Source organism: Paenibacillus jiangxiensis (assembly GCF_046098255.1).
GTDB classification, from domain to species: Bacteria; Bacillota; Bacilli; order Paenibacillales; family Paenibacillaceae; genus Paenibacillus; species Paenibacillus jiagnxiensis.
Map to the genome: position 1 here is coordinate 78,927 of NZ_JBJURI010000022.1, position 22,659 is coordinate 101,585.

General features: G+C 50.3%; 20 protein-coding genes, 1 pseudogene and 1 riboswitch. Of the genes and pseudogenes, 16 read left to right on the forward strand and 5 right to left on the reverse strand.

Annotated features, from left to right (window positions below; genetic code table 11):
- The first annotated feature begins 8 nt into the window (after positions 1-8).
- The 4 genes and pseudogenes from ACI1P2_RS20305 to ACI1P2_RS31490 form a co-directional block, all read left to right on the forward strand.
- A complete protein-coding gene (locus ACI1P2_RS20305; RefSeq protein WP_355322029.1) occupies positions 9-1,034 on the forward strand; it encodes an ATP-grasp domain-containing protein in 1,026 nt (341 codons plus the stop codon).
- A gap of 140 nt (positions 1,035-1,174) precedes the next feature.
- Positions 1,175-1,891 (forward strand): hypothetical protein, encoded by a 717-nt coding sequence (locus ACI1P2_RS20310; RefSeq protein WP_408976283.1) that lies wholly within the window; start codon positions 1,175-1,177, stop codon positions 1,889-1,891.
- A gap of 11 nt (positions 1,892-1,902) precedes the next feature.
- Positions 1,903-2,997 (forward strand): toxic anion resistance protein, encoded by a 1,095-nt coding sequence (locus ACI1P2_RS20315; RefSeq protein WP_355322033.1) that lies wholly within the window; start codon positions 1,903-1,905, stop codon positions 2,995-2,997.
- Positions 2,998-3,179: 182 nt separating this feature from the next.
- A pseudogene (locus tag ACI1P2_RS31490) lies at positions 3,180-3,556 on the forward strand (Rpn family recombination-promoting nuclease/putative transposase); the annotation flags it as partial.
- Between the two features lie 418 nt (positions 3,557-3,974).
- On the opposite strand, the gene ACI1P2_RS20325 reads toward ACI1P2_RS31490, so the two are convergent.
- Positions 3,975-5,441 carry an amino acid permease gene (locus ACI1P2_RS20325; RefSeq protein WP_355322038.1) on the reverse strand — a complete coding sequence of 489 codons (1,467 nt, stop codon included), beginning with the start codon at positions 5,439-5,441 and terminating at the stop codon, positions 3,975-3,977.
- A gap of 140 nt (positions 5,442-5,581) precedes the next feature.
- Positions 5,582-5,784, reverse strand: a riboswitch (Lysine riboswitch).
- Between the two features lie 113 nt (positions 5,785-5,897).
- Complete coding sequence (locus ACI1P2_RS20330; RefSeq protein WP_355322040.1) at positions 5,898-7,031, reverse strand: virulence factor; 1,134 nt, start codon at positions 7,029-7,031, stop codon at positions 5,898-5,900.
- A 361-nt stretch (positions 7,032-7,392) separates the two neighbouring features.
- Here ACI1P2_RS20330 and ACI1P2_RS20335 point away from each other — a divergent pair, with 361 nt between their 5' ends.
- The 5 genes from ACI1P2_RS20335 (at position 7,393) to ACI1P2_RS20355 (ending at position 12,820) form a co-directional block, all read left to right on the forward strand.
- Positions 7,393-8,739, forward strand: a complete 1,347-nt coding sequence (locus tag ACI1P2_RS20335) for a cytochrome ubiquinol oxidase subunit I (RefSeq protein ID WP_355322042.1) — start codon at positions 7,393-7,395, stop codon at positions 8,737-8,739.
- Positions 8,736-9,767, forward strand: coding sequence for a cytochrome d ubiquinol oxidase subunit II (locus tag ACI1P2_RS20340; RefSeq protein WP_355322044.1), 1,032 nt, complete (start codon positions 8,736-8,738; stop codon positions 9,765-9,767). The genes ACI1P2_RS20335 and ACI1P2_RS20340 overlap by 4 nt, the downstream gene beginning before the upstream one ends.
- Positions 9,768-9,771: 4 nt before the next feature.
- A complete protein-coding gene (gene cydS / locus ACI1P2_RS20345) occupies positions 9,772-9,882 on the forward strand; it encodes a cytochrome bd oxidase small subunit CydS (protein ID WP_408976285.1) in 111 nt (36 codons plus the stop codon).
- 175 nt (positions 9,883-10,057) lie between these two features.
- Positions 10,058-11,074 (forward strand): MBL fold metallo-hydrolase, encoded by a 1,017-nt coding sequence (locus ACI1P2_RS20350; protein WP_355322046.1) that lies wholly within the window; start codon positions 10,058-10,060, stop codon positions 11,072-11,074.
- A 117-nt stretch (positions 11,075-11,191) separates the two neighbouring features.
- Positions 11,192-12,820: an ABC-F family ATP-binding cassette domain-containing protein gene (locus ACI1P2_RS20355; RefSeq protein ID WP_355322048.1), complete on the forward strand. Its 1,629-nt coding sequence runs from the start codon at positions 11,192-11,194 to the stop codon at positions 12,818-12,820.
- Positions 12,821-13,127: 307 nt separating this feature from the next.
- Here ACI1P2_RS20355 and ACI1P2_RS20360 read toward each other — a convergent pair whose 3' ends face one another.
- Positions 13,128-13,331: a hypothetical protein gene (locus ACI1P2_RS20360; protein ID WP_355322050.1), complete on the reverse strand. Its 204-nt coding sequence runs from the start codon at positions 13,329-13,331 to the stop codon at positions 13,128-13,130.
- 315 nt (positions 13,332-13,646) lie between these two features.
- Between ACI1P2_RS20360 and ACI1P2_RS20365 the strand changes: the two genes are divergently transcribed.
- Positions 13,647-14,522, forward strand: a complete 876-nt coding sequence (locus tag ACI1P2_RS20365) for a cation diffusion facilitator family transporter (protein ID WP_355322052.1) — start codon at positions 13,647-13,649, stop codon at positions 14,520-14,522.
- 16 nt (positions 14,523-14,538) lie between these two features.
- Here the strand turns inward: ACI1P2_RS20365 and ACI1P2_RS20370 are convergent, their stop codons facing one another.
- Complete coding sequence (locus ACI1P2_RS20370; protein ID WP_355322054.1) at positions 14,539-15,396, reverse strand: MurR/RpiR family transcriptional regulator; 858 nt, start codon at positions 15,394-15,396, stop codon at positions 14,539-14,541.
- A gap of 196 nt (positions 15,397-15,592) precedes the next feature.
- On the opposite strand from ACI1P2_RS20370, the gene ACI1P2_RS20375 reads away from it, so the two are divergent.
- Positions 15,593-16,579 (forward strand): Gfo/Idh/MocA family protein, encoded by a 987-nt coding sequence (locus ACI1P2_RS20375; RefSeq protein WP_355322056.1) that lies wholly within the window; start codon positions 15,593-15,595, stop codon positions 16,577-16,579.
- Between the two features lie 6 nt (positions 16,580-16,585).
- On the opposite strand, the gene ACI1P2_RS20380 is transcribed toward ACI1P2_RS20375, so the two are convergent.
- Positions 16,586-17,428 (reverse strand): TrmB family transcriptional regulator, encoded by an 843-nt coding sequence (locus ACI1P2_RS20380; RefSeq protein ID WP_355322058.1) that lies wholly within the window; start codon positions 17,426-17,428, stop codon positions 16,586-16,588.
- 169 nt (positions 17,429-17,597) lie between these two features.
- On the opposite strand from ACI1P2_RS20380, the gene ACI1P2_RS20385 reads away from it, so the two are divergent.
- The 5 genes from ACI1P2_RS20385 (at position 17,598) to ACI1P2_RS20405 (ending at position 22,385) form a co-directional block, all read left to right on the forward strand.
- A complete protein-coding gene (locus ACI1P2_RS20385; RefSeq protein WP_355322060.1) occupies positions 17,598-18,518 on the forward strand; it encodes a DMT family transporter in 921 nt (306 codons plus the stop codon).
- 935 nt (positions 18,519-19,453) lie between these two features.
- Positions 19,454-20,659 (forward strand): C40 family peptidase, encoded by a 1,206-nt coding sequence (locus ACI1P2_RS20390; protein ID WP_355322062.1) that lies wholly within the window; start codon positions 19,454-19,456, stop codon positions 20,657-20,659.
- Positions 20,660-20,872: 213 nt separating this feature from the next.
- Positions 20,873-21,370 carry a DUF948 domain-containing protein gene (locus ACI1P2_RS20395; RefSeq protein WP_355322064.1) on the forward strand — a complete coding sequence of 166 codons (498 nt, stop codon included), beginning with the start codon at positions 20,873-20,875 and terminating at the stop codon, positions 21,368-21,370.
- A 30-nt stretch (positions 21,371-21,400) separates the two neighbouring features.
- On the forward strand, positions 21,401-21,949 hold the full coding sequence (locus ACI1P2_RS20400; RefSeq protein ID WP_408976286.1) for a hypothetical protein: 549 nt from the start codon (positions 21,401-21,403) through the stop codon (positions 21,947-21,949).
- A gap of 94 nt (positions 21,950-22,043) precedes the next feature.
- The gene (locus ACI1P2_RS20405; protein WP_355322068.1) at positions 22,044-22,385 is read left to right on the forward strand and encodes a general stress protein; all 342 of its coding nucleotides are present in this window, start codon (positions 22,044-22,046) and stop codon (positions 22,383-22,385) included.
- Positions 22,386-22,659 lie beyond the last annotated feature (274 nt).

The window sequence follows — 22,659 nt, forward strand, 5'->3', positions numbered from 1 at the left end:
ATGTCCTTATGGGCTTACGTATTTGGTATAATCGGACTTTTTCAACCGCAAGTCACTATGCTGAAATGATACGTCATAACGAGGATCAAAGAAAGTTTGAGATTTATGCGACACATCCCAAAAAACACTCTCTGATGTTACAGATTGCAGATTATGCCGAGCTTGAGCCCAGCCTGCCTGTTCACGAGTATCCAGGGTATTGCCTCGATTTTTGTAAAAAACATCGCATTGATATTTTCATCCCTCATTTCGGAATGTCTGAAATCGTAAAGCATCGCGCCGAATTCTCCAGCATCGGGACAAAACTGTTAGCCGCCGGTGACGCGGAGCTGATCGGGCTGGTATCTGATAAAGGTAAATTATTTTCAGCGCTCTCCACTCTGAAGGGGATCACTTTGCCGGATTACGAGGTCGTGTCCAATGTGAGCGAATTTAAGGAAGCCTACCACCGTTTGAAAGAAAAGGGGCATAAGGTGTGCTTTAAACCGGCAAGCGGAGAAGGTGGCGCAGGATTTCGGATGATCCAGGAAGCACAGCCTTCGCTTATGAGTCTTTACGAAACCAGCGGCCCCTATATCCACTTTGATGAAGCGATTCGTTTGCTCTCAAGCGTTCCCGAATTTCCGCCCTTGATGGTGATGGAGTTCATGAAGGGCCATGAATACAGCATTGATTGCCTTGCGTCCTCATCCTCTTTGCTGGCCGCGGTGCCGCGTAAAAAGGCGGAAGGTCGGGTGCGTCTGTTGGAGAAAAATGAGCTGTTAATAGATTGGGCCCATCACATTCATCAGGTGATACCGCTCCAGTATAATTTCAATATTCAGGTGATCTATCAGGAGGACAAACCCAAGCTGCTCGAGATTAACCCGAGAACATCAGGAGGGCTTTATACCTCTTGTTTGACAGGGATTAATTTTCCTTATCTTGCTATTAAGCTACTCCTGGGTGAAGAGGTAGCAGTACCTGATCCTGAATTTGGAATTATGGCAACCCATGTCGAAAAAGAGATGATCATGAAGCGGGTCTTCCGATAAAGCAGAGTCTATGAATCTGTTATTTTTAGTTCTATGGGCATATTCAAAAATTGACAGTATAATAGGGCGCCTGTATCATGAAGGTTATGGAATACCAAGTAATGGCAGGGCGATGCATGTCCAGCAGCAATCAGTAAGAGGTGAGAACAGTTATGCGATATGGTGTAGCAGCAGGGATAACCATTGTCGGATTTTTAATTTCACAGTTTATAACATCCCGCATACTTCCCGATTTCCTGAACCTATGTATACCGACAATTTTTGCACTATTGAGTATTGGCTACTTGCACCGCTCGCAAAAGGGAATCAAGTATGAGCCTTACCTGCCTGTAAATGAGCGGAGGGAAATAAAGGATTCACCTGACGGAAACCAGGTTCACAACCAGATGCACAACCAGAATCAGGTGCACAATCAAAATCAGGTGCAAGACCAGAACGAGGGTGCACAAGAAGAGAATGATCCGTTGTGGGGGCCTGTTATTCAATACATCCATGTATTAGAAGAAATGATCATATCCGAAGGACAGAAAAATACCCTTGATGATGAGATTGTAGAGAAGACACTGAAAGTGCTGACCCGTGTGCTGCGGCTGATTCCTCAGTTAAAAAAGATGAATGATCCCAACATTAATCACAACATTCAGCGTTTGGTCTTTAAAGATATTAACGGAGCCATCAATCCGTTTCTTAATTTGGGGCCTGAGGCCAAACGTCAGAACCGGCGCCTGCTGCTGAACGGAATGAAGGAAATTAATTCGAAGCTCTCGCAATATGTCGAAAGCATCGAACAAAAAGATTTAATTGAATTAAAAACACGCATGGATTTAATTCAGCAAAGATACAGTACGTCCAATTAAGGAGGAACAGCATGTCAACAACTCTTGTTCAGATCAAACCGGTAGATTTAACCAAGGTTGAAACCGAAGCACAGCAGCTCATTTCCAAAATCTCAACCTCCGACAACCTTGAACTTGAGACTCTGATGGATTCCATCGGCAGAATGGGGCAAAAAACGATGGAGCAGGCCGGTCAATCCTTGGCCATGCTGCAGCGTCCTGTAAATGATTTAATGTCCGGGAACCGGTCCGAGGTTCCCAATAGCATACTGAAGCTGAGAAGCGAGATTGATTCATTAAGCAAGAGCAAGCAAATCGGATTTTTTGATAGGCTTCTGAGAAAAAGCCCGCTCAAAAATTATATTTATAAATATCAATCGGTGAAAACCAATGTCGATGCCATTGTCTCCTCGCTGCGAAATGGCAAAGAGACGCTGGAAGAAAACGTTGCTTTTATGAAGAATCTGAAAAGATCCTCCATCGAATCAGTTTATAATTTGCAGGTTCGCATTGCAATGGGACATAAATTGAAAGAAATGTTTGAAGCCGAGATTGCCAAGCCGGCAAATGAGCTTCGCAAAACACAGCTGGAGAAAGGGCTGCGCAAGGTTGTAACCCGCATTCAGTCGTTTGAGGAAATGGTGATGTTGTATCAGCAAGCGATTGCTGGTGCGGAAATTATTAATGATAATAATGACAAACTCATTGACTCGGTGGATGCGACCATTGATAAAACGCAGCATCTGATTACGGTATCCGCAATGATTGCACTTGCACTTCAGGATCAAGTTGAGACGATCAATGCCGTGAATGCAGCGAACAATACGCTGCAAAATATGTTTGAGGATAACGCACGTTTGTTGAAGGAAACGACGCAAAAAACGACGGATTTGCTGGGAAGGCCGGGAATTCAACTTGAATCCATTGACCGGGCCATGAGCGACCTGTTCAGCGCCATGGACCAATATGAGCAATCGAACCGGATCATCATTCAATCGGCTACCGAGCATACCAAGCGTCTGAATGAAATTAATCAACAGGTACATAACCGGTTGGGGTTAATGCCTGGCAACGCCGGCAAGACGGATGCAATCAACAACTCTGGGCCGGTTGGCTTTTTGGACTAATCATATTCCTGGGAGATCCTTTTGTCTGTTTGTGAGGCGCTCCGAGAACGAAGCATTCCTACAATCGCTGTTGACCCTTCGGGCCAAAGGCGAACGCTGCCGCTTTTCCGGAATTGCTTCGTCCTCTCCGCTGCTTCGTGCATATCCTCACCTAAAATAACAAAAAAGGACAACGCCCTGTGATCAATTTCAAGGAGTTGGACGAACAGGCCATCCCCATTGATGGCGGTTTGGTGAATTGGCTATTGTTTTTGAAGGGCTTTGATAAATCCAAATGGGAGGCGTTGACGATGCAAGACCGACTCTGAAAAAAGCCATGACGACATTAGAGTTTCTTAGTCAGGATGAAGAGGCTCGCAGATTGTATGAAGCACGGCAAAAGTATCTTCACGATGAAGCTTCCATGATTGAAGGAGCACGAGCGGAAGGTGTAACAGTAGGAGAGACGAAAGCGAAATTGGAAATGGCTAAAAATCTTCTTTCCAAAGGGATTGACATTAAAGTAATTGCCGAGGCATCGGGTTTGCCGGAAGAGACCATAAGGAAATTAGTGCAATAATCATGAGGAAATACAGGATGAGATCGGCTTTTTACGATGTTGCTATGTCGTAGGGAGCCTTTTTTGCTTTTCGTAGCAGCCCTCCATAGTAGCCATACTTCTCATTGGCAGCTACGGTTGGTTAGGGAATTAAAATAACACACAATAATTTAAAGAAAATAATTATGCTATACCCCTCTTTAGTTTATCCCGCAAGATTCTGGGGAAAATATAAATAGCATTCGTCCTCTTAACTCTGCATATGCTAGTTAAAAAAAGGAGAGAGTGTTAGTATGCTGGGACCCATCTCGTGCGGAATCGTGATTGTATATCTATTGATAGCTGCTGCGTCTGAGAGAACAAAAGACATCATGGAAATGGACTAATGGATTGAAAGAGACCGCCCCGGAGCTGAAAAGCTGCCGGGACGGTCTTTTTGTCAATGCTCTGTTTTTGTTCCCGTATCCAAATCGACCTCGTGCAGAGGGATGACGTGTGTACGGCGAATGAGTTTATAGCCAAGCCATAAAAGCAGGAAAAGGGGAACCCCCAAATAGACGGCAGTCAGTCCGGCCCAGTCGATCTGCCCGCCGGTGAAGGCGCCCGAGCCCTGTCCGATGATTACGATGATGCAGAGAACAAAGGCAAACAAGGGACCGAACGGGAACCAGCGCGCTCTGAAGGGCAACTCGTTCAGGCTTCGTCCTTGTGCCATAAAAGCTCTGCGGAACCGGTAATGGCTGACGGCGATCCCGACCCAGGTGATGAAGCCGCACATGCCAGAGGCATTGAGCAGCCAGGTGTAAACGACGCCGTCGCCGAACAAAGAACCGAGAAAGGCCAGCAAGCCGACGGAGGCCGTGATGAGCAGCGCGTTCATCGGAATGCCGCGGCGGTTCAGCTTGCCCAGGAAGCGGGGGGCTTTCCCCTCCTGGGCAAGCACGAACAATACACGTGTCGCCGCATACGTGCCCGAATTGCCGGCAGACAGCACGGAGGTCAGGATAACCGCATTCATGACAGAGGCGGCTACGGCAAGCCCCGCTTTTTCGAACACCAGCGTAAACGGGCTGACATTGATATCCTTAATGCCACTCCGCAGCAGATCCGGATTGGTATATGGAATCAGGGCACCAATGACAATGATGGCCAAAATATAGAAGAACAGAATCCGCCAGAAAATTTGCCGCACGGCGCGGGGAACATTTTGGCGCGGATTCTCGCTTTCGCCGGCAGCCACACCGATCAGCTCTGTTCCCTGGAAAGAGAAGCCGGCGGCCATAAAGACGCCGAGGATCGCAAAGAATCCGCCCGGGAACGGTGCGTCTCCGGCAGTAAAGTTGCCAAAGCCTGTGGCTTCCCCGCCAAGAATGCCGAAGATCATCAGCACGCCGACGATGAGGAACACGATAACGGTCACGATTTTAATCATGGCAAACCAGTATTCCGATTCGCCGTAGCCTTTAACGGAAAGGGCGTTCAACGCGAAAATCAGGGCCAGGAACAGCAGGCTCCACCAGCCGGAATGGCTGTCAGGGAACCAGTACTTGATGAGCACGGTTGCCGCAGACAGCTCGGCGGCGATCGTCACCGCCCAGTTGAACCAGAAATTCCAGCCCATGGCGAAGCCGAAGGCCGGGTCGATAAAGCGGCTGGCATACGTGTTGAAGGAGCCGGATTCAGGCATATACGTCGCCATTTCACCCAGGCTTGTCATCAGAAAGTAGACCATAATGCCGACTGCGGTATATGCGAGCAAGGCACCGCCTGGTCCGGCCTGCGCAACGGCTCCCCCGCTCGCCAGGAACAAACCTGTCCCGATGGAGCCGCCGAGGGCGATCATGGTCATATGTCTGGCTTTAAGCCCCTTCTTCAAGGAAGCCGGGGATGTTTCGTTGTACTGCATGGAATGACACTCCTTCACAAAAATGGCAACATGTCATGTCAGGCCAGAGCAGGAAGGGGATAGGGCGTTAAAACACAAAAAGACCGCAGGGAACAGCCTGCGGTCTTTATCTATGATACTCCGCATCATTACCTTCCAAGATTCAAGATAGCTCAACACAGCTCCCAATATACGGGCGGCTGTGACAGTTCTGCGCCTTTCGGTGCGCAGCCCCAGCGGCCGGGACACTTGCAAGGAGTCGATTCCCGGACACTTCGGCGGATGGGCCTTTCGGCCGGAATCATGGACGGCTCCTGTCGTCTCCTCCGGCTTACTGATCACATCCGCGACCTCTACCTCATCATGGTTTGGTTGATGAGGTTTGTGACATGCATATGTTATTTTTTTCGAACAAAAATCAGTATATCCTCTTATCCCTTATGAATCAATGAATATTTAATGAAGATAAATTTACCTTCAGGAATTCCGCTTCGCCATCTGCTGCCATACCGTACCTGCGGCCTGCTCTCCGGACTCAATACGCTCCAGGGCCATTCTGGCCTGCAGGCTGACTTCGAACTCGGGATCCTCCATCGCTTGCTCCAGCGCATCGCGGGCTTCCTCGGTTCCGACTTCGTAGAGGAAGCGCGCTGCCCGCCAGCGCACGAGTTTGCTCTTATCCTTCAGTGCCGCAATCATCGGAGCGGTAGCGGCAGGATCGCCGATGTCGGACAGGGTGTCGCCTGCCGTCCGCCGTACGGACGCGGAAGAATCGCGCAGCGCCTCATACAGCAGCCCCATGGCTTCGGGAGTGCGGACATCGCCAAGGTAGACTACGCCCAGGCGCCGAACCTGCATCTTCTCGTCACGCAGCGCCCGGGTGATCAGCGGCAGGCGCTCGGGGGTCGGCTCCATGGCATCAATGGCCGCGTACCGTACGCGCCAATCCTCGCTGCCCAGCGCTTCCTCAATCTCCGCGTCCGTGTATTCACGCCGCTGCTCGATGAATTCGTCGCTGTTCTTGCCGTGGGCAATGGCCTGCTCCACCACTTTGGACAGGCGTTCCGGCGGAAATGCGGCTTCGAGCTCCTGCTCCACCTCGCGCGCGATGTCTGCCAGCTCGCCATAGCGGATGCCGTAATCGACAAGCTTCCGCTCCTTGATCAGGGTAGCGCTGGCCACCTCGGTGACCGCGTTGACAAAGCGGTCGGAAAGGGAGATGCGCTCTTCCTGTCCGCCTGCTTTGACGCGAATCTGCATCGGAACGCCGCGGAAGAACTGCACGAATACGTGTGCTTCCCCGAAGGCTTCGACGTCGCCTTCCCCGGGGATATCCCAGTTCGTGTCCGCCGCGTCCGCGCCGAACTGCTCGCGCACCTCTCCAAGAATGGCTGCCCAGTCGGCATTGCCCTTGCGGTCCAGGGCGACAAAATCAGCGGTGTGAAATACGCTCTTCACTCCATCGATCCGCAGCATACGGCGGATGAAAGGAGGTGCAGAACGTTCTGTTTCCAGTGTATATGTTTTGCGAATTCCCGGCTCCAGCGATTCGTCCAGGTGAAGCATCATTGTGTTTGGACTTGGAGTCGGTTCGATCGAAGTAATTTTCATGGATTCCAGCGAGCCTCCTTACAGCAAAATAATTTAAAATTTCTTGTAATCTATTGTACATCATTTGTCCGGTGCTTCAAAAGTATGACGGATTTTTGAAGTATACGGAGAGTTCGGATAAAAGCTGCTTTGACGATACAAAATGTATATATATGCCAACCGGAAAAAGGAGGTATTTCCATGTTTCGGAATCAGGAAATCAGACTGGTTATCGTCTGCTTTGCCATAGCCATCATCATGCTGTATTCCCTGATCAAAGGTATGATTCGCTTCATGCATTAATTGTCTGGTCTCTCTCAGCAGCAGGTTATACAACCGCCGGGTAAGAGACGCCAATATTTCAAAGAGGAGTGTGTTTATCTTGCCTGTAATGGATCCCGTTTTTCTCAGCCGTACGCTTACAGGGATTACGCTGTTTGTACATATTGTGTTTGCATCCATCGGAGTCGGTATCCCGCTGTTGATTGCACTGGCCGAGTGGAGGGGAGTCCGCACCGGTGACGCTCACTATACGCTGCTGGCCCGGCGCTGGGCGCGGGGTTACGTGATCTCAGTCGCTGTCGGCGTCGTTACAGGCACGGCCATCGGCCTGCAGCTCAGCCTGCTGTGGCCGACCTTTATGCAGGTGGCCGGACAGGCTATAGCCCTGCCGTTATTTATGGAGACGTTCGCCTTTTTCGTGGAAGCCATTTTCCTTGGCATCTACCTGTATACCTGGGAACGGTTCAAGCGAAAATATACGCATTTGCTGCTGCTGATCCCGGTCGCCATTGCTTCTTCCGCCTCGGCTGTGTTTATTACAACTGTGAACGCGTTTATGAACCAGCCCCAGGGCTTTGCGCTGGTGAACGGCATTATGACCGATATCCGACCGCTTGAAGCGATGTTCAATCCTGCGACTCCGACCAAGGTATCGCATGTGGTGGCCTCTTCCTATACGCTTAGCGCGGGGACGCTTGCGGGAATAGCGGCCTTCAGCCTGCTGCGCGGCCGCAATCATGACTACTTCAAAAAGGCGCTGAAGCTGACGGCAGTCAGCACCTTTGTATTTGCGCTCAGTACGGTGCTGATTGGGGACGCGTCCGGTAAATTTCTCGCCAAATACCAGCCTGAGAAGCTGGCGGCCGCAGAATGGCATTTTGAAACGAGGAGCGGGGCTCCATTCGTCTATGGAGGTCTTATGGATCATAACGGCCAAATTAAATACGCCATAGAAATTCCATATGCGCTCAGCATTCTGGCCGGCAATCTCCCCAGCACTGTAGTCAAAGGGCTGAACGATTACCCGGAGGATCAGCGTCCGCCGCTGGTCATTCATTATTTGTTTGATCTCAAAATCACGACCGGCGTGATGATCCTGCTCATTCCGCTGCTTTTTCTGTTTCGTAAAAAACTGCCAGGACACATCCCATATCCGAAATGGCTGCTGTTGTTGATGATGCTGGTCGGCCCTATGGCCATGGTAGCGATCGAACTGGGCTGGATGTTCGCGGAAGTTGGCAGACAACCATGGATCCTGCGCGGCTATATGAAGGTGTCCGAAGCGGCTACCACGTCGCAGAATGTCGGAGCGATGCTTGTGCTGTTTGTGATCTTATACCTTGTGCTCTGCTTTTCGGCGGTCAAGGTGCTCAGCAAGCTGTTCCGCAACAAGGATGCGATAGAGGAAATGAGGCAGCTGGGTATGGAAGGGGCCGGAACAAAATGAGCTATGAACTGATTGGCATTACGGTGCTGTGGACATTTCTGTTTGGCTACCTGCTGGTGGCTTCCATCGATTTCGGAGCGGGTTTTTTCAGCTTCTACAGCGTGCTGACAGGCCACCGCAACAAGATCCACAATATGATTCAGCGCTATTTGTCCCCCGTGTGGGAGGTGACGAATGTGTTTCTTATTTTTTTCGTGGTCGGTCTGGTCGGCTTCTTTCCGGATTCTGCGTATTATTACGGGACGGGGCTGCTCCTGCCCGGCAGCATAGCGCTCGTGCTGCTTGCAATCAGAGGGGTGTATTATGCATATAATACGTATGGTTTGGAGGGGAAAAACAATCTGGTGTATATGGCGCTTTATGGGGCAACCGGATTGCTGATTCCCGCGGCCTTGTCCACCATTCTGGCGATATCCGAGGGTGGGGTTATCGTAGAGAGCAGCGGGCGGGTGGAGCTGGATTGGGCAGCGTTTGTGGGGAACCCATACACCTGGGCTGTTATTTTGCTGGCACTGGTGAGTGTGCTGTACATCTCGGCCATGTTCCTCTCCTATTATTCACACAGGGCGGGGGATGAGATCGCTTTTGAAGTGGTCCGCAAATACGCGCTGTTCTGGAGCTTTCCCACCATCGCTGCCAGTGTGCTTGCTTTTTTTCAGATTAACAAACAGAATCCGGTGCACTTTGCGAACATGCTGCATTATGCCTGGATGTTCACGGCTTCCTTCCTCTGCTTTGCAGGGGCGGTGTATCTGGTATGGCAGAGACGGAGGATCGGCACCTGCTTTGTTCTGGTCATTCTGCAATTTGCTTTTGCCTGGTACGGGTACGGCAGATCCCACCTTCCTTACATTCTGTATCCGTATATTAACATTGAGAGCAGTTTCACCAATGATGCGATGGGCATCGCTTTAATCAGCGCGTTTCTGGCGGGGCTGCTCGTGCTGGTTCCGTCGCTTGTGCTATTGCTGAGGCTATTCTTGTTCGATGCCAAATACGTGCGCGGCCATGCGGGCAGAAAAGGGTGAGGTTATGGCAGCATTTGAGTATTTTACGATCATGATTGAATCACCGCTAATCGTCGGGGCGGCCGTGTTGTTTCTGTTTGTGTATGCGGCCCGCTACAAGAATCCCAAGGATTAAAGGAACGATTTACGGGAGGCAGGCTGTTCCTGACGGGAATGGCCTGTTAAAGCTTTTTTTCTTTTTGAATTTGTTTGATTTATACTAAACATTATAAGAATGAACCGGATGCATCCGCCGATAAAATATACTGTCACTCGGACGGACGCCATCAAGGAGAGGAGGCCATTGGGGAATGCCCAAATACCGCTTCAACAACATCGATAATGTAAGTACGGATAAAACGCTCAAGCAATTCCGGCAATGGCGTGAAGAGCGTCGCCGCAAAATAAAAGATTATTCCTTTGCGGTCCCGTTTCATACGGCGGACGTGGAGTTTCTGCATGGCAACAGGGAAGAGACCACAGTGACGTGGATCGGACATTCCACCTTTCTGATCCAGTACCTTGGGCTAAATATCGTTACCGACCCGGTGTGGGCCGAACGCATGGCCTTGAACCGCCGCCTTGCACGGCCGGGAATCCCCATTCAGGATGTCCCGCCGCTCGACGTTATTCTTTTGTCCCACTCTCACTATGATCATATGCATATCAACTCCCTGCGCAAATTGTACAGTGCGAAGACTCAGTTGATCGTGCCGTCCGGATTGAAATCGAAAATGATCAGGAAAGGCTTCCATAACTGTGTGGAGTTGAATTGGTGGGAGCATATCACGGTCGGCGGGGTTCGGATCAGCTTTGTGCCAGCACAGCATTGGACTCGCCGGACGCTCACGGATACCAACACCTCGCATTGGGGCGGGTATGTTCTGGAATCCGAGAAGCATCTGCCCGGCCATGGAGGAATTCCCCAAAATGATCAAGGCAGCGGGACTGAGGAGCCTGTGCCGCCTACGCTGTATTTTGTGGGAGACACCGGATATTTCCGCGGCTTTAAGGATATCGGGGAACGGTTTGATATTGACGTAACGCTGATGCCGATCGGTGCTTATGAGCCGGAATGGTTCATGACCTCACAGCATGTCACGCCGGAAGAAGCGCTGCAGGGGTTCCTGGATACCGGGTCCGAGCTGATGGTGCCCATGCATTACGGGACGTTCAAGCTGGCAGACGATACACCGAAGGAAGCGCTGGACAGACTGGAGGCGGAGCGAAAGCGTCTGGGCATCGCCAAGGAACGCATCCGTGTGCTGGGACATGGGGAAATGCTGCGGATTGAAAACCTGAAGATCAAAACGGGTTCTTTAATTTGAAAATAGAAAACCAGACAGAACAAGGGCGGAAGGTTCAAATCCGCCCTTGTTCTGTGTTATAATACGAAGCTAGGACACGGATTTATGCCAAAATGAATAAAGGACGGTAATGCAAATATGATCAGTACAAGCGGCGTAACGCTACGCTATGGCAAGCGCCCACTTTTTGAAGATGTAAATATCAAATTTACACCAGGTAACTGTTACGGCCTGATCGGTGCAAACGGAGCCGGTAAATCAACGTTTCTGAAAATATTGTCCGGGGAAATCGAGCCTAACAGCGGCGAGGTCCATATGACACCGGGCGAACGCATGGCCGTACTGAAGCAGAACCATTATGAATACGATGAATATCCGGTGCTGGAGACCGTAATTATGGGCCATACCCGGCTGTATGAAATTATGAAGGAGAAGGACGCGCTGTATGCAAAGGCCGATTTCTCCGAGGAAGACGGACTGCGCGCCGGCGAGCTTGAAGGGGAATTTGCGGAGTTGAACGGTTGGGACGCGGAGCCCGACGCAGCGGCGCTCCTGATTGGTCTTGGCATTGCACGCGAGCTTCATGACAAGAAGATGGCTGAGCTGAGCGGCAATGAGAAGGTGCGAGTGCTGCTTGCACAGGCATTGTTCGGGCGTCCCAACAATCTGCTGCTTGACGAGCCTACGAACCATTTGGACCTGGAATCGATCCAGTGGCTGGAAAACTTCCTCATGGACTACGAGGGCACTGTCATTGTCGTATCCCATGACCGGCACTTCCTGAACAAGGTCTGCACGCATATCGCGGATATCGATTTCGGCAAAATCCAGATGTACGTCGGCAACTACGACTTCTGGTACGAGTCCAGCCAGCTTGCGCTGCAGCTGACACGCGATGCGAACAAGAAGAAAGAAGAGAAAATTAAAGAACTGCAGGCGTTTATCCAGCGCTTCTCGGCCAATGCCTCTAAATCCAAGCAGGCGACCTCCCGTAAAAAGCAGCTGGAGAAAATTACGCTGGAGGACATCAGGCCTTCCAACCGGAAATATCCTTTCATCAACTTTAAGCCTGAACGCGAAGCCGGGAAGCAACTGCTGACGGTGGACCGCCTGAGCACGACGTTGGAAGGGGAAAAGGTATTGGACGAATTCAGCATCGTGGTCAACAAAGGCGACAAGATCGCATTTGTCGGCCCGAACGGGCTGCCCAAGTCCACTTTGTTCGAACTTCTGATGAATGAGAGAGAGGCGGATGCCGGGGAATTCACGTGGGGAGTTACAACAAGCCAGGCGTATTTCCCGAAAGACAACTCCAAATACTTCGACGGGGTTGAGCTGAATCTGGTCGAATGGCTGCGCCAATATTCCAAGGATCAGGATGAGACCTTCCTGCGCGGCTTCCTGGGACGCATGCTGTTCTCCGGTGAAGAAGCCTTGAAGAAGGCCAGCGTACTGTCCGGGGGCGAGAAGGTCCGCTGCATGCTGGCGAAAATGATGCTGAACGGCGCCAATGTGCTGCTGCTGGATGAGCCGACGAACCATTTGGACCTCGAATCCATTACGGCGCTCAATAACGGCCTGATTGATTTTGACGGCACCATTCTGTTTACCTCTCATGACCATCAGTTTATTCAAACCATAGCGAACCGCATCGTGGAAATTACACCAAACGGTGTCATCGACCGCGTGATGACCTATGACGAGTATCTGGAGAGCGAGGAAATCAAACAGCTTCGCGAGCGCATGTACCCTGTGGAAATCTCCTAATCACTTTCCACAGAGCCTTCATAATGAACAAAAAAGTGGAGTCCCGAGGTCTGTTGACCCGGGACTCCACTTTTTCATGCTCTGAGATACTGCGTTTTCACTTCTTCGAGTAAACTTTCCAAAAAAATTCCTTGAACAGGCGAAGCGTTCAAGCAAACTTCTCTGCCCAAGTGCCCGGAATTGTTCTGGAGAAGCGAAGCACTCGCCTTTGTCCCCGGATTTCTTCCGCTGCATCATTCAATCAGGAAATCCGGGGACAACAGCGATCGGAAGAACAATCCGGGCACGCTCCAATCCGGGCACCAGCTTAGGAGCCTCCAGTACGGCGACGCTGGTTATTCGGTTTTTTCGTATTTTGGCTTTTCAGAGCCTTGGTTTGTCCACCATGATATCCGCCGTTCTGCTGGCTGCCGGCCTGCTGCTTCTTCTGGGCAAGCTTCTGCCGGACCGCTTCCGCCAAGTCAATTTTGCGGGGCTCCTGACGATTTTCTTTATCTTGATTATCATTCATCATAAATTCCTCCTGATGCCGCCAGGTTGGGGCCTGAAATGGAACTGCATGCGGGACACACTGAACCCATTTTATATGTTTTTAACGGGCCGGACAAGGGCAATATGAATAAAGGCAAGCAGGGTGAGATCAGATATTTTGCCCTAGAGAAAAATGATTTCTCGTATACTACACGAGTGAGCATAAGCAATACTTTTTCGCTGTCACTACAGGCATGCAGACAAGAAACACTGTTTCTCTAGACCCACTGGAACATTGTCTGTTACCATAAGGAAATTGGTTTGGCCATTATATTTTGGGTAAGGAGTGTCTACATTGCCGGATGTGTACGAGGAAATTCGCAGGGGTGAAAAAGGAGCCTGGGTCAGCATAGCGGCTTACCTCATTCTCTCGGCCTTTAAAATTATATGCGGATATCTGCTGTTCTCAAGCGCCCTGCTTGCGGACGGATTTAACAATGTGACGGATATTGTGGCTTCCGTCGCCGTGCTGATCGGCCTGCGCATTTCCCAAAAGCCGCCGGACTCCGATCATGCTTACGGGCATTTTCGTGCAGAAACGGTAGCCGCCTTGATTGCGTCCTTCATTATGGCTGCGGTGGGACTGCAAGTGCTGGTGGAGGCAGTCCGGTCTATCTTCGAAGGCGGCAAGCAGGAGCCTAATATCCTCGGGGCGGGAGTTGCGGTGATTAGTGCCGTCGTCATGATGGGCGTGTACCTGTACAACCGTAGGCTTGCCCGCGCGATCAATAACCAGGCCTTGATGGCCGCGGCGAAGGACAACCTGTCCGACGCCATGGTAAGTATCGGGGCGGCGGTCGGGATTATCGGTGCGCAGTTCGGCCTGCCGTGGCTGGACACGGTAGCCGCCATTCTTGTAGGTTTGCTGATCTGCCGGACCGCCTGGGAAATTTTCCGGGATTCCACGCACACGCTGACGGACGGCTTTGATGAAAACCAGCTCTACGACCTGCGCAGCACCATTGCCAGAACACCGGGAGTGGAAGCGATCCGGGATGTAAAGGCGCGTGTTCACGGCAATCACGTGCTGGTGGATGTCGTAATTGAAGTGAAACCGGATCTGTCGATTATTGAAGGCCATCAAATCAGCGACAAGATCGAAGAGCGGATGAAAAAGGCGCACAACATTATGCATGTGCACGTCCACGTAGAGCCGGGCGGCGTGAAGTAAACAGCAAAGGATTTCCTCAGGAACGGGATGAGGAAATCCTTTTGACATATTGATCGCTATGATTTTTGAATTTCAGATTTTTGTCATATTGTCTTTCGAAGACACAAGAATATAAAACGTTCAGTACATAATCAATCGCAACCTGGGAGGAGAACGTTGCAATCTTGGAGGCACCCGTCTCACTCACAGGCAGCGGCAGCACAACATCACATAATTTCGCCAGCATCCCTTCAGCCTCTGAGGTAATGGCGATTTGCTTCACCCCTTTGTCCCTCATCATGGAAGCATACTCTATAAAGTCAGCATGGCCTCCTTGATAAGTGATAAAGATAGCGCAGTCTTCCTTGCCGGCATTGAAGGCATGATAACCCTGTTCATTAAGGAAATTGCTCAACTGCACCGGGCGGTTGATTTTTAACATTTTATTTTGAAAGCTTGCCGCGCGAATCATGGAATCGCCAACGGCAAAGAGATAAGTCATACGGGATGTTTCAAGGATGGATGCCGCCTCATTCAGGCTTTTTTCTGTAAGCATGGAGCTGGAATCCAGCAGTGTCTGCTGACTGAGCTCACTGATCCTCCTGGCAATGTCCATGGAGCTTTCTTTTTCTCGAAAAGGCATGTTTACGTCTACGGGGTATAGTTCGTCGTAATGCCGTTCCAACTCGGAGGCGAGTACGATTTTGAACTGCCGAAATCCGTCCATTCCCAGCTTTCTGCAAAAACGGATGATCGTCGGGTTGGAGGAATAAGTCTCCCTGGCAAGCTGATGGATGGTCATGTGCAGAACCTTTTCTTTATTGTCGATAATGTATTGTGCAATGGCCCGTTCGGAAACGGACATATTATCCATTTTGATTAGTTTTTGGAGCATGTGTGAATCCTCCTGACAAAGCCAAACCTTACTTCAGGACTGACTTTTCGTTACCTAAGGTACGCTGTTGTAACGGCATATAAATAGAATGACCGTACTTTAATTATAATCTTGGCCAGATGCATTCACAATTGAATGTGGCGAACTATAATAAAGCTCGACATCGTACAATTGTATTGGCTGAGGAGCTGAAAGTATGAAAATAGGAATTGCAGGGAACGGAATGATCGTAAGATTCTGCCTGGATGCGATACAGGAAATTGAAGCCATAGAATGCACAGCTATTTGCGTTCGTAAGCAGGGGATGGAAAAAGGCGAAGAACTCGCCAAAACCTACGGCATAGGAAAAATATACACTGATTACGGAGCCATGCTTCAGGATGCCGAAATTGATTTTATTTATATCGGTATCGTTAACAGTCTTCACTATGAATATGCCAAAAAAGCTTTGGAGGCGGGCAAGCATGTAATCGTGGAAAAGCCTTTTACTTCCACACACCAAGAGGCAGTAGCGCTGGAGAAGCTTGCGCGGGAAAAAAACTTGTTTCTCTTCGAGGCTATAACACTGCTCTATTCCCCTAATTATCAATTTATCAAGGAGCAGCTGCATCTGATTGGTGATATTAAACTTATTCAATGCAACTTCTCCAAGGTGTCCAGTAGATACTCCGATTATGCGGCCGGAATGGTTCTTCCGGCGTTCGATCCTTATTACTCGGGCGGAGCGCTGTATGATATTAATATTTACAACCTCCATTTTGTTGCCGGGTTATTGGGAATGCCGCAGGAGGTGCGTTATCTTGCAAATATCGGGCATAACGGAATAGATACCTCTGGCATTGTTACTCTCCGCTATGACCAATGTCTCGCTGTATGCTGCGGTTCCAAGGATTCCGATAGCGACAGCTTTATTACGATCCAGGGCGAAAAGGGCTTTATCCGGCTGGACAGTCCGCCTAATCTGGCTGACTCGGTTATTGTGAGTATCGGGCAGGACAAGAGGGCCTATAATTTTAATAAAGCACAAAATCATATGATCAACGAGTTTGTGGTCTTTGCAGAAATGTTCCGTTCCGGTAAGTATGATGAGTGCTATAAGAATCTCCGCCATTCGGTATCGGTGATTGACATAGCCTGCCGGGCCCGGCAGGATGCAGGGATACGTTTTGCAGCGGATGAGTGAATAATGTTAGTTTTCCAGTCCCAGCCTTACCGCCATGCTGTAACCCGACGGCCCGAAATTATATTTTTTTCGCAGTTCGATCAGATTGGGGCCGAAGGTGTGCTCCAGCGTTTCACGGTGCGCCTGCAGCATTTCATAGATGTACAGATCGTGGATAATGACCTCGGTGATCGGCATGACGAGACCGGGGTGCATCGTCCAGGCGGCGCGGCTGTCGGTGCCGAGGGACACGATGCCTGCTACCACTTCGCGGTCGTCCGTGCTTGCCACAATCCAGCGGCCGCCGTATTCCTCCGTAATCTCCTCACTCGAATCATGGGGGTACACCTGCGCAAAATCGAATTCCAGTTTTCCGTACACGACAATCAGAATTTCGACACCCCGCTCTGCCGCCTCCCGCAGTTCCGGTTCCAGCAGCTGTGCTTCCTCCGTCCAGATCTCCAGCAAAATACGCCCTGACGCCCGATGGATCGCTTCCTTCGTGCGGCTCAGGATGGCCTCAAATCCGGTGATATTCCAAATATTTTCCCGGTTCAGGGAGACATAGGAGTAATGAGAGAGCGCTGCTTCAGCAGCCTCGAAAGAGGATTCGATTTTGCTTTTTTTCAACCGGATCAGCTCTTGCGGCGGCAGCGGGGTATACAATGACGGATCTTCGTGGCTGACCATCACCTCACCGCGTTCCACCAGTCCGCTCAGCACTTCATAAATTTTGGAGCGGGGCACCCCCGAATTCAAAGAAATCGCATACCCCGATAAAGGCGATTTATCAAGCAGCGCCAAATACGCTTTGGCTTCGTATTCGGTAAAATTCAAATCCTGCAGCATTTTGATAATTTCTGATTTCATCCTTGAACCTCCTGATCCTCGCTTCGCTCAAAAGCCCGTTTTCGTTCGTTTATCCGATTATACTCCATTATTGCACTTGACACCCTAACATGCCAATGCTATACCTTTTATGTAGTGACTACATAAGTAGCGACTAATAATTATAGTCATAATAGCCAGGAGGTAGAGTATGGATACTTCAACCGATGTCCGAAAGCCGGGTATGGAACAAGCACAAAGCAGCAGAAGCCTTTACTTGACCGCCGCCGTTGCTGCCATATTGATTTGGAGCACCTCTTTTGTGGGGACCAAGATCGCTTATCATTCCTTTCCTCCCCTTACACTGGGGGCGGCCCGTTTTCTCATTGCTTCGGTCATCTTGGGAGCGGTGATGCTGGTCAGAAAAGAATTTGCCTTACCCGCACCGAAGGACCTGGGGTGGATGGCATTGAGCGGAATTTTGGGAACAACGCTCTATTTCGCGCTGGAAAATATCGGACTTGAACTGACAACGGCTTCAAGCGCCGCCCTGATCGTCGCCTCTTATCCGGCTATTACCGCACTGCTTGAATTTATATTTTACCGTGTGAAAATTTCCTGGCTGAAGGGGCTGGGGATTGTATTGGCTATAGCGGGGGTGTACCAGATTTCAGGCGGTAGCCCTGGGGGAGGCTCGGGGCAGCTGACAGGCAACCTGATTTTGATTGCCGCAGGCATTGTATTTGCAGCCTACAACTTTACAACACGCAAAGTGGTCAGCAGTTATTCGATGGTAACGGTTTCGTTTTACCAGACCATCGCCGGGACGATTGCCTTTATCCCGCTTGCCCTGCTTGAAAGGTCCAGATGGCAGGCGCCAACCGTGGAGTCACTCTGGATGCTCCTTTATCTGGGAATCTTCTGCTCGGTGGCAGCATTTATGCTCTATAATTACGGGCTGCGCGGACTAAGCTCCGGCACCGCTATGACACTGATGAATCTGGTTCCTCTATTTGGTGTGTTCTTTTCGGCGGTGTTCCTCGGGGAGGTCATGCATATTTACGATTGGATCGGCGGCATATTGATCATTGCCGGGGTTATGCTGAGCGTGAGGGAGAAACAGGCTGCTTGAAAAGGCATTTGTGCCGTATAAAACAGCATACGTTAATAGGACATATATACTCTGTCGAACTTCTCCATTCTTTATGATGGTCATAGAATTTATAACTCTACTTTCTCAGAGCACAAATCCAATTAAACCTTTGTAGCTGTGGGGTTCTGAGGAGTTCGAATCCCCTCCTTGCAAGTTTGCCGATTTCATGCTGCGAAAGTTAAGGCTTGACAGTCAAGCCGCCCGTCGACCGTGGCAAGGCATGTGAACTCGCTGCCTGGAAGCTTTGCACCATTATCCCATTGGATCAGGTAAAGAAAAACAGAAAACCGGGATCCGAAAATATACTTTAGGTACGTTAAAGAAAACAACGGATCAAGTGGGCACGAAAATGCCTGTTGTTACGCTATTCAGGACCATCGAATGGGTATATATTTTTTGATTGTGCCTTATGGGGAAGCAGATCGGTTCGAGATGATGAGGCGATATTAGGAGAAAGCAGAGCGTTTAGGTGATGTGAAACTGACCGTGAGTCTGAGCAAAAGGGATAATCATGCAAAGTTGTATGAAGAGGCAACAGGCATCAGGTAACGGACCCCAAACCCCATACCCCATACCCTATAGACACCCGTCTCACTCTGGATACTAGACTCTGAGCGGGGCGAATCCCCTCTTCCAAGAAAGCTAGAAAAAAGCTGTCTGCTTTGATTCAGCCTCAACTCCAGAAATGGATCCCCGTTTTGCCCAGTTACATCAAGGTTTGTTGCCGATTTCAAGCTGCAAAAGTAGAGTTATAAGTTTTCAGCGGAGTTGTACAATTCTATAACCGCAAGAAAAACTTCCGCTAAACGCGGTCTGTCTTCTATGAATGTACATCGATAAATGTTTTTATTATAATTGAGAGAAATCATGTTGGAATTTAGCAAATAATGCTGCAGAAAGCATGGAGGTCACGCATGAAAAAAAGCGCTTTAACCCTGTTGCTCGCTTCTTCGGTATTAGGCATTTTAACAGATGCAGCGTTCTCTGGCTCTGCCTCGGCTGCGCCGGCTGCTGTTTCTCCCGGGCAGAATGCCGTGATTCAAACCGCCGTCCGTTTGCGAACGGCACCGTCGACGGACAGCGAAACCGCTGCTTTTCTAAAGCAGGGGGATACGGTCACCATCCTTGGACAAGCGGACAATTATTGGTACAAAGTAAAGACAGCCGCCGGTTTAACGGGGTACACAAGCAGTTCCTCTCAATACATAAAGATCGGCGGGAGCCCGTCTTCATCAGCTCAAAGCGCTCCTGCCACAGCCGCCGCCCCGCAGAAGCCTGCCGGTTCGTCCGCTTCCATCAAAACGACAACGGATTCAATAGCCATCGCTTCAACCGGACAAGCTGGCCAAACGGGAACGATTCAGACCGCCGTCAATCTGCGCGAACAGCCGTCCACGCAGTCTGCTGTCCGGGGCGTGCTTGGAGCGGGTGAGGTGGTCTCCATTCTCGATACAAGCGATCCTTATTGGTATAAGGTGCAAACCGTCGGCGGCCTGAGCGGTTATGTCAGCTCTTCGGAAAAGTTTCTGAAGAAGGGAGGCATCCTTGGGTCCTCTCCGGTTTCTACATCTCCTGCATCATCTCCGTCTGCTGCTTCCACCTGGAGTGAGCCTGTTCTTTCTGCTCCGCCGGTGCAGCAGATTGAGCCTGCTTACACGGGAACGGACGTGTCCGAGGCAATCGACGAGGTCATCGCTACCGGGATGAAGTATTTGGGCACACCGTATGAATTCGGTTCCGACCGGAACACGACAGATACGTTTGATTGCTCGGACTTTATCCGGCAAATATTTCTGGAAGGGCTGGGCTACCAGCTTCCAACGGATTCCCGCCAGCAGGGCAGCTGGGTTCAGCAGAACAGCGAGCCTGTATACGACATTTCCCTTCTGAAGCGCGGGGACCTGGTATTCTTCGACTATGCAAGCTCAAGGGCGGAAGCCGAAGCAGGGCTCGGTTTGCCGAATTCCACTATTTCGCATGTGGCGATTTACCTGGGGAACAACCAGCTTTTGCATACATTCTCGGCGGCTGCCGGAGGTGTTAAGGTTACCGATTTCAGCAAAACCTGGCAGGATCATTTCTTGTTTGGGGGCAGTGTAGCCGACCGGATTTTAAAATAAACAATCGCAGCAAAGCTCTGGCTTTGGCGGGCCTATCCCTGCCGGAGGTCAGGGCTTTTTTGTGTGGTATATCTTTCATGCGGAGGACTTGCACTTCTGGGCTTTAGCCCGCATATCGTTTCGCATATCGTTTGTTTCGTGTACAAATGGAAGGGGTAACAAAACAGTACAAGGGAAACGAAGACATCTGCGACAGGAAAGCGAGGTTAGGCTATGCTAACACAAATCAGTATCTTTATTATCGCGGTCGCGTTTGCGGTGCTTGTATTTTTTCTGGTCAGGACTCTTCGATCGGCTTCGGATTCATTGGAGAAGGTAACGGATACGCTGCAGGAGGTGCAAAAAACGATTAATGAATTAAGCTATGAGGTCAAACAGATGCTGCGTCACGCGAACGACATCACGGTAGACGTGGAGAACAAGATGAAGCAGATTGATCCGGTCGTGACCACGGTGAAAAATCTGGGGGATGTCCTGAGTGAAATCACGGCAGCGGGCAAGCAGCTGTCCACGACGTTCATGTCCAAGCTGCAAAAGGCGAAAACGGCCCGTGCCGTAGCGAAGGAACCGGTGTCGGCGAGCCCGTCCCAGCCCTCTGACCGCACGTTCCAAAGCTATGATGCGGTATACAGCAAATCCGGCAAAGCGAGAAACTGGCTGGCTTATGTGGACATCGCGGCCGGGGCATGGAGCAGAATCCGAAGCAGATAAACCGCCGATGAATCCGCACTACCGGAAACAATGAAACTCATTGAAAGGGTGAGCAGAATGATGATGATCCAACTGATGATGCTTGCAGCTTTGCTTTCTCCTTTTTCCGGAGCGGATGCGGTTCCGCTTGCTGCTTCGCCGCCGCCCGTGGACAATGCAGTGCAGGCGGTGGCAAGGCTCCCGGGGCATGCATCCCCGATGTCCCAATTTATGACCTTAAACGGCATCTCGCTTGATGACCGGGAAGAAGATGTCCTTCATAAAAAAGGAAAGCCGCTGAAGGTTACGGAAGACTGGCTGCTTCGCTCAACCGAATACCATTATGCTGACGCCGTGGTAGGCATTCGGGACGGGTATGTTGACTACGTGCACGTGGACCCGGAAGCCAAGCGGGTCAAACTCAATGACCGCTGGCTGCCGCTGAACCGGGGCACGCTTGCCCAGGAGCTGGGGGGCGTCCAGTTTGCGGCAGAAGACGGGGATGTGTACATCCGGGGGCACAAAGCCATCAAAGTTTATGCCGATCCGGTCAGCGGTGAGCTGCTGGCCGTGGAGCTTTTCTCCGAAACTTCACAGTAAATGTTTCAAAACCGCCGCAGCAGGTTAATGATACAGCGTACCTGAGTCGGCGCCGAAAAGTGAAATATGAATATGGTTAAGGAGAGTGAGAACGATGAATTCGACAAATGCGCATGCTTATGCAAAAGTGGTGGAAAACGGAGTGCAGGCCGTTGAAACGGTTAAGGAGCTGCGCAATACAGGCTACCGTTATGATGACGTGTTTGTATTGGCGCATAGCCAGGACCGTACGGACCGGATCGCCGGGACAGCGGATGCAAAAGAAATTGGCATAGAGGAAGAAGGCATGTTTGACTCTCTCGCCAACCTGTTCCGCTCACGCGGTGACGAGCTGCGTGCCAAAATCGTGTCGATGGGCTTTACCGAAGCCGAAGCGGCATTTTATGAAAAAGAGCTTGATCTGGGCAAGGTGCTTGTGATTGCCAAAAAATCCTGATTCAATCCCGCTGCTCTGCCAGCATTACCTGGCATCATCCGTAAACACAGATAAGGAATGGGGCATGCTCGTCCCATTCCTTATCTATGTTTATGAAGATTTGTAAGACCTACATTGATTGGTAAATATTATCCATTTCTAAATTCATGACATAGAAGTTTGTCGACAGAGAAGTTATAGTATAGTACGTAGGTTGCCAATATCTATGGCTGAAAAAGACACCTGTCGTATTGTTTGATGAAGCAGATATTCTCAGATGAAGAGGGAGAGAGAG

What these genes read in the sequence shown, in the direction of transcription:
- ACI1P2_RS20305 (WP_355322029.1), top strand. Translation starts at nt 9, where the DNA reads ATGGGCTTACGTATTTGGTATAATCGGACTTTTTCAACCGCAAGTCAC.
- ACI1P2_RS20315 (WP_355322033.1), top strand. Translation starts at nt 1,903, where the DNA reads ATGTCAACAACTCTTGTTCAGATCAAACCGGTAGATTTAACCAAGGTT.
- ACI1P2_RS20325 (WP_355322038.1), bottom strand. Translation starts at nt 5,441, where the DNA reads ATGCAGTACAACGAAACATCCCCGGCTTCCTTGAAGAAGGGGCTTAAA.
- ACI1P2_RS20330 (WP_355322040.1), bottom strand. Translation starts at nt 7,031, where the DNA reads ATGAAAATTACTTCGATCGAACCGACTCCAAGTCCAAACACAATGATG.
- ACI1P2_RS20340 (WP_355322044.1), top strand. Translation starts at nt 8,736, where the DNA reads ATGAGCTATGAACTGATTGGCATTACGGTGCTGTGGACATTTCTGTTT.
- cydS (WP_408976285.1), top strand. Translation starts at nt 9,772, where the DNA reads ATGGCAGCATTTGAGTATTTTACGATCATGATTGAATCACCGCTAATC.
- ACI1P2_RS20350 (WP_355322046.1), top strand. Translation starts at nt 10,058, where the DNA reads ATGCCCAAATACCGCTTCAACAACATCGATAATGTAAGTACGGATAAA.
- ACI1P2_RS20355 (WP_355322048.1), top strand. Translation starts at nt 11,192, where the DNA reads ATGATCAGTACAAGCGGCGTAACGCTACGCTATGGCAAGCGCCCACTT.
- ACI1P2_RS20360 (WP_355322050.1), bottom strand. Translation starts at nt 13,331, where the DNA reads ATGAATGATAATCAAGATAAAGAAAATCGTCAGGAGCCCCGCAAAATT.
- ACI1P2_RS20370 (WP_355322054.1), bottom strand. Translation starts at nt 15,396, where the DNA reads ATGCTCCAAAAACTAATCAAAATGGATAATATGTCCGTTTCCGAACGG.
- ACI1P2_RS20375 (WP_355322056.1), top strand. Translation starts at nt 15,593, where the DNA reads ATGAAAATAGGAATTGCAGGGAACGGAATGATCGTAAGATTCTGCCTG.
- ACI1P2_RS20380 (WP_355322058.1), bottom strand. Translation starts at nt 17,428, where the DNA reads ATGAAATCAGAAATTATCAAAATGCTGCAGGATTTGAATTTTACCGAA.
- ACI1P2_RS20385 (WP_355322060.1), top strand. Translation starts at nt 17,598, where the DNA reads ATGGATACTTCAACCGATGTCCGAAAGCCGGGTATGGAACAAGCACAA.
- ACI1P2_RS20390 (WP_355322062.1), top strand. Translation starts at nt 19,454, where the DNA reads ATGAAAAAAAGCGCTTTAACCCTGTTGCTCGCTTCTTCGGTATTAGGC.
- ACI1P2_RS20395 (WP_355322064.1), top strand. Translation starts at nt 20,873, where the DNA reads ATGCTAACACAAATCAGTATCTTTATTATCGCGGTCGCGTTTGCGGTG.
- ACI1P2_RS20400 (WP_408976286.1), top strand. Translation starts at nt 21,401, where the DNA reads ATGAAACTCATTGAAAGGGTGAGCAGAATGATGATGATCCAACTGATG.
- ACI1P2_RS20405 (WP_355322068.1), top strand. Translation starts at nt 22,044, where the DNA reads ATGAATTCGACAAATGCGCATGCTTATGCAAAAGTGGTGGAAAACGGA.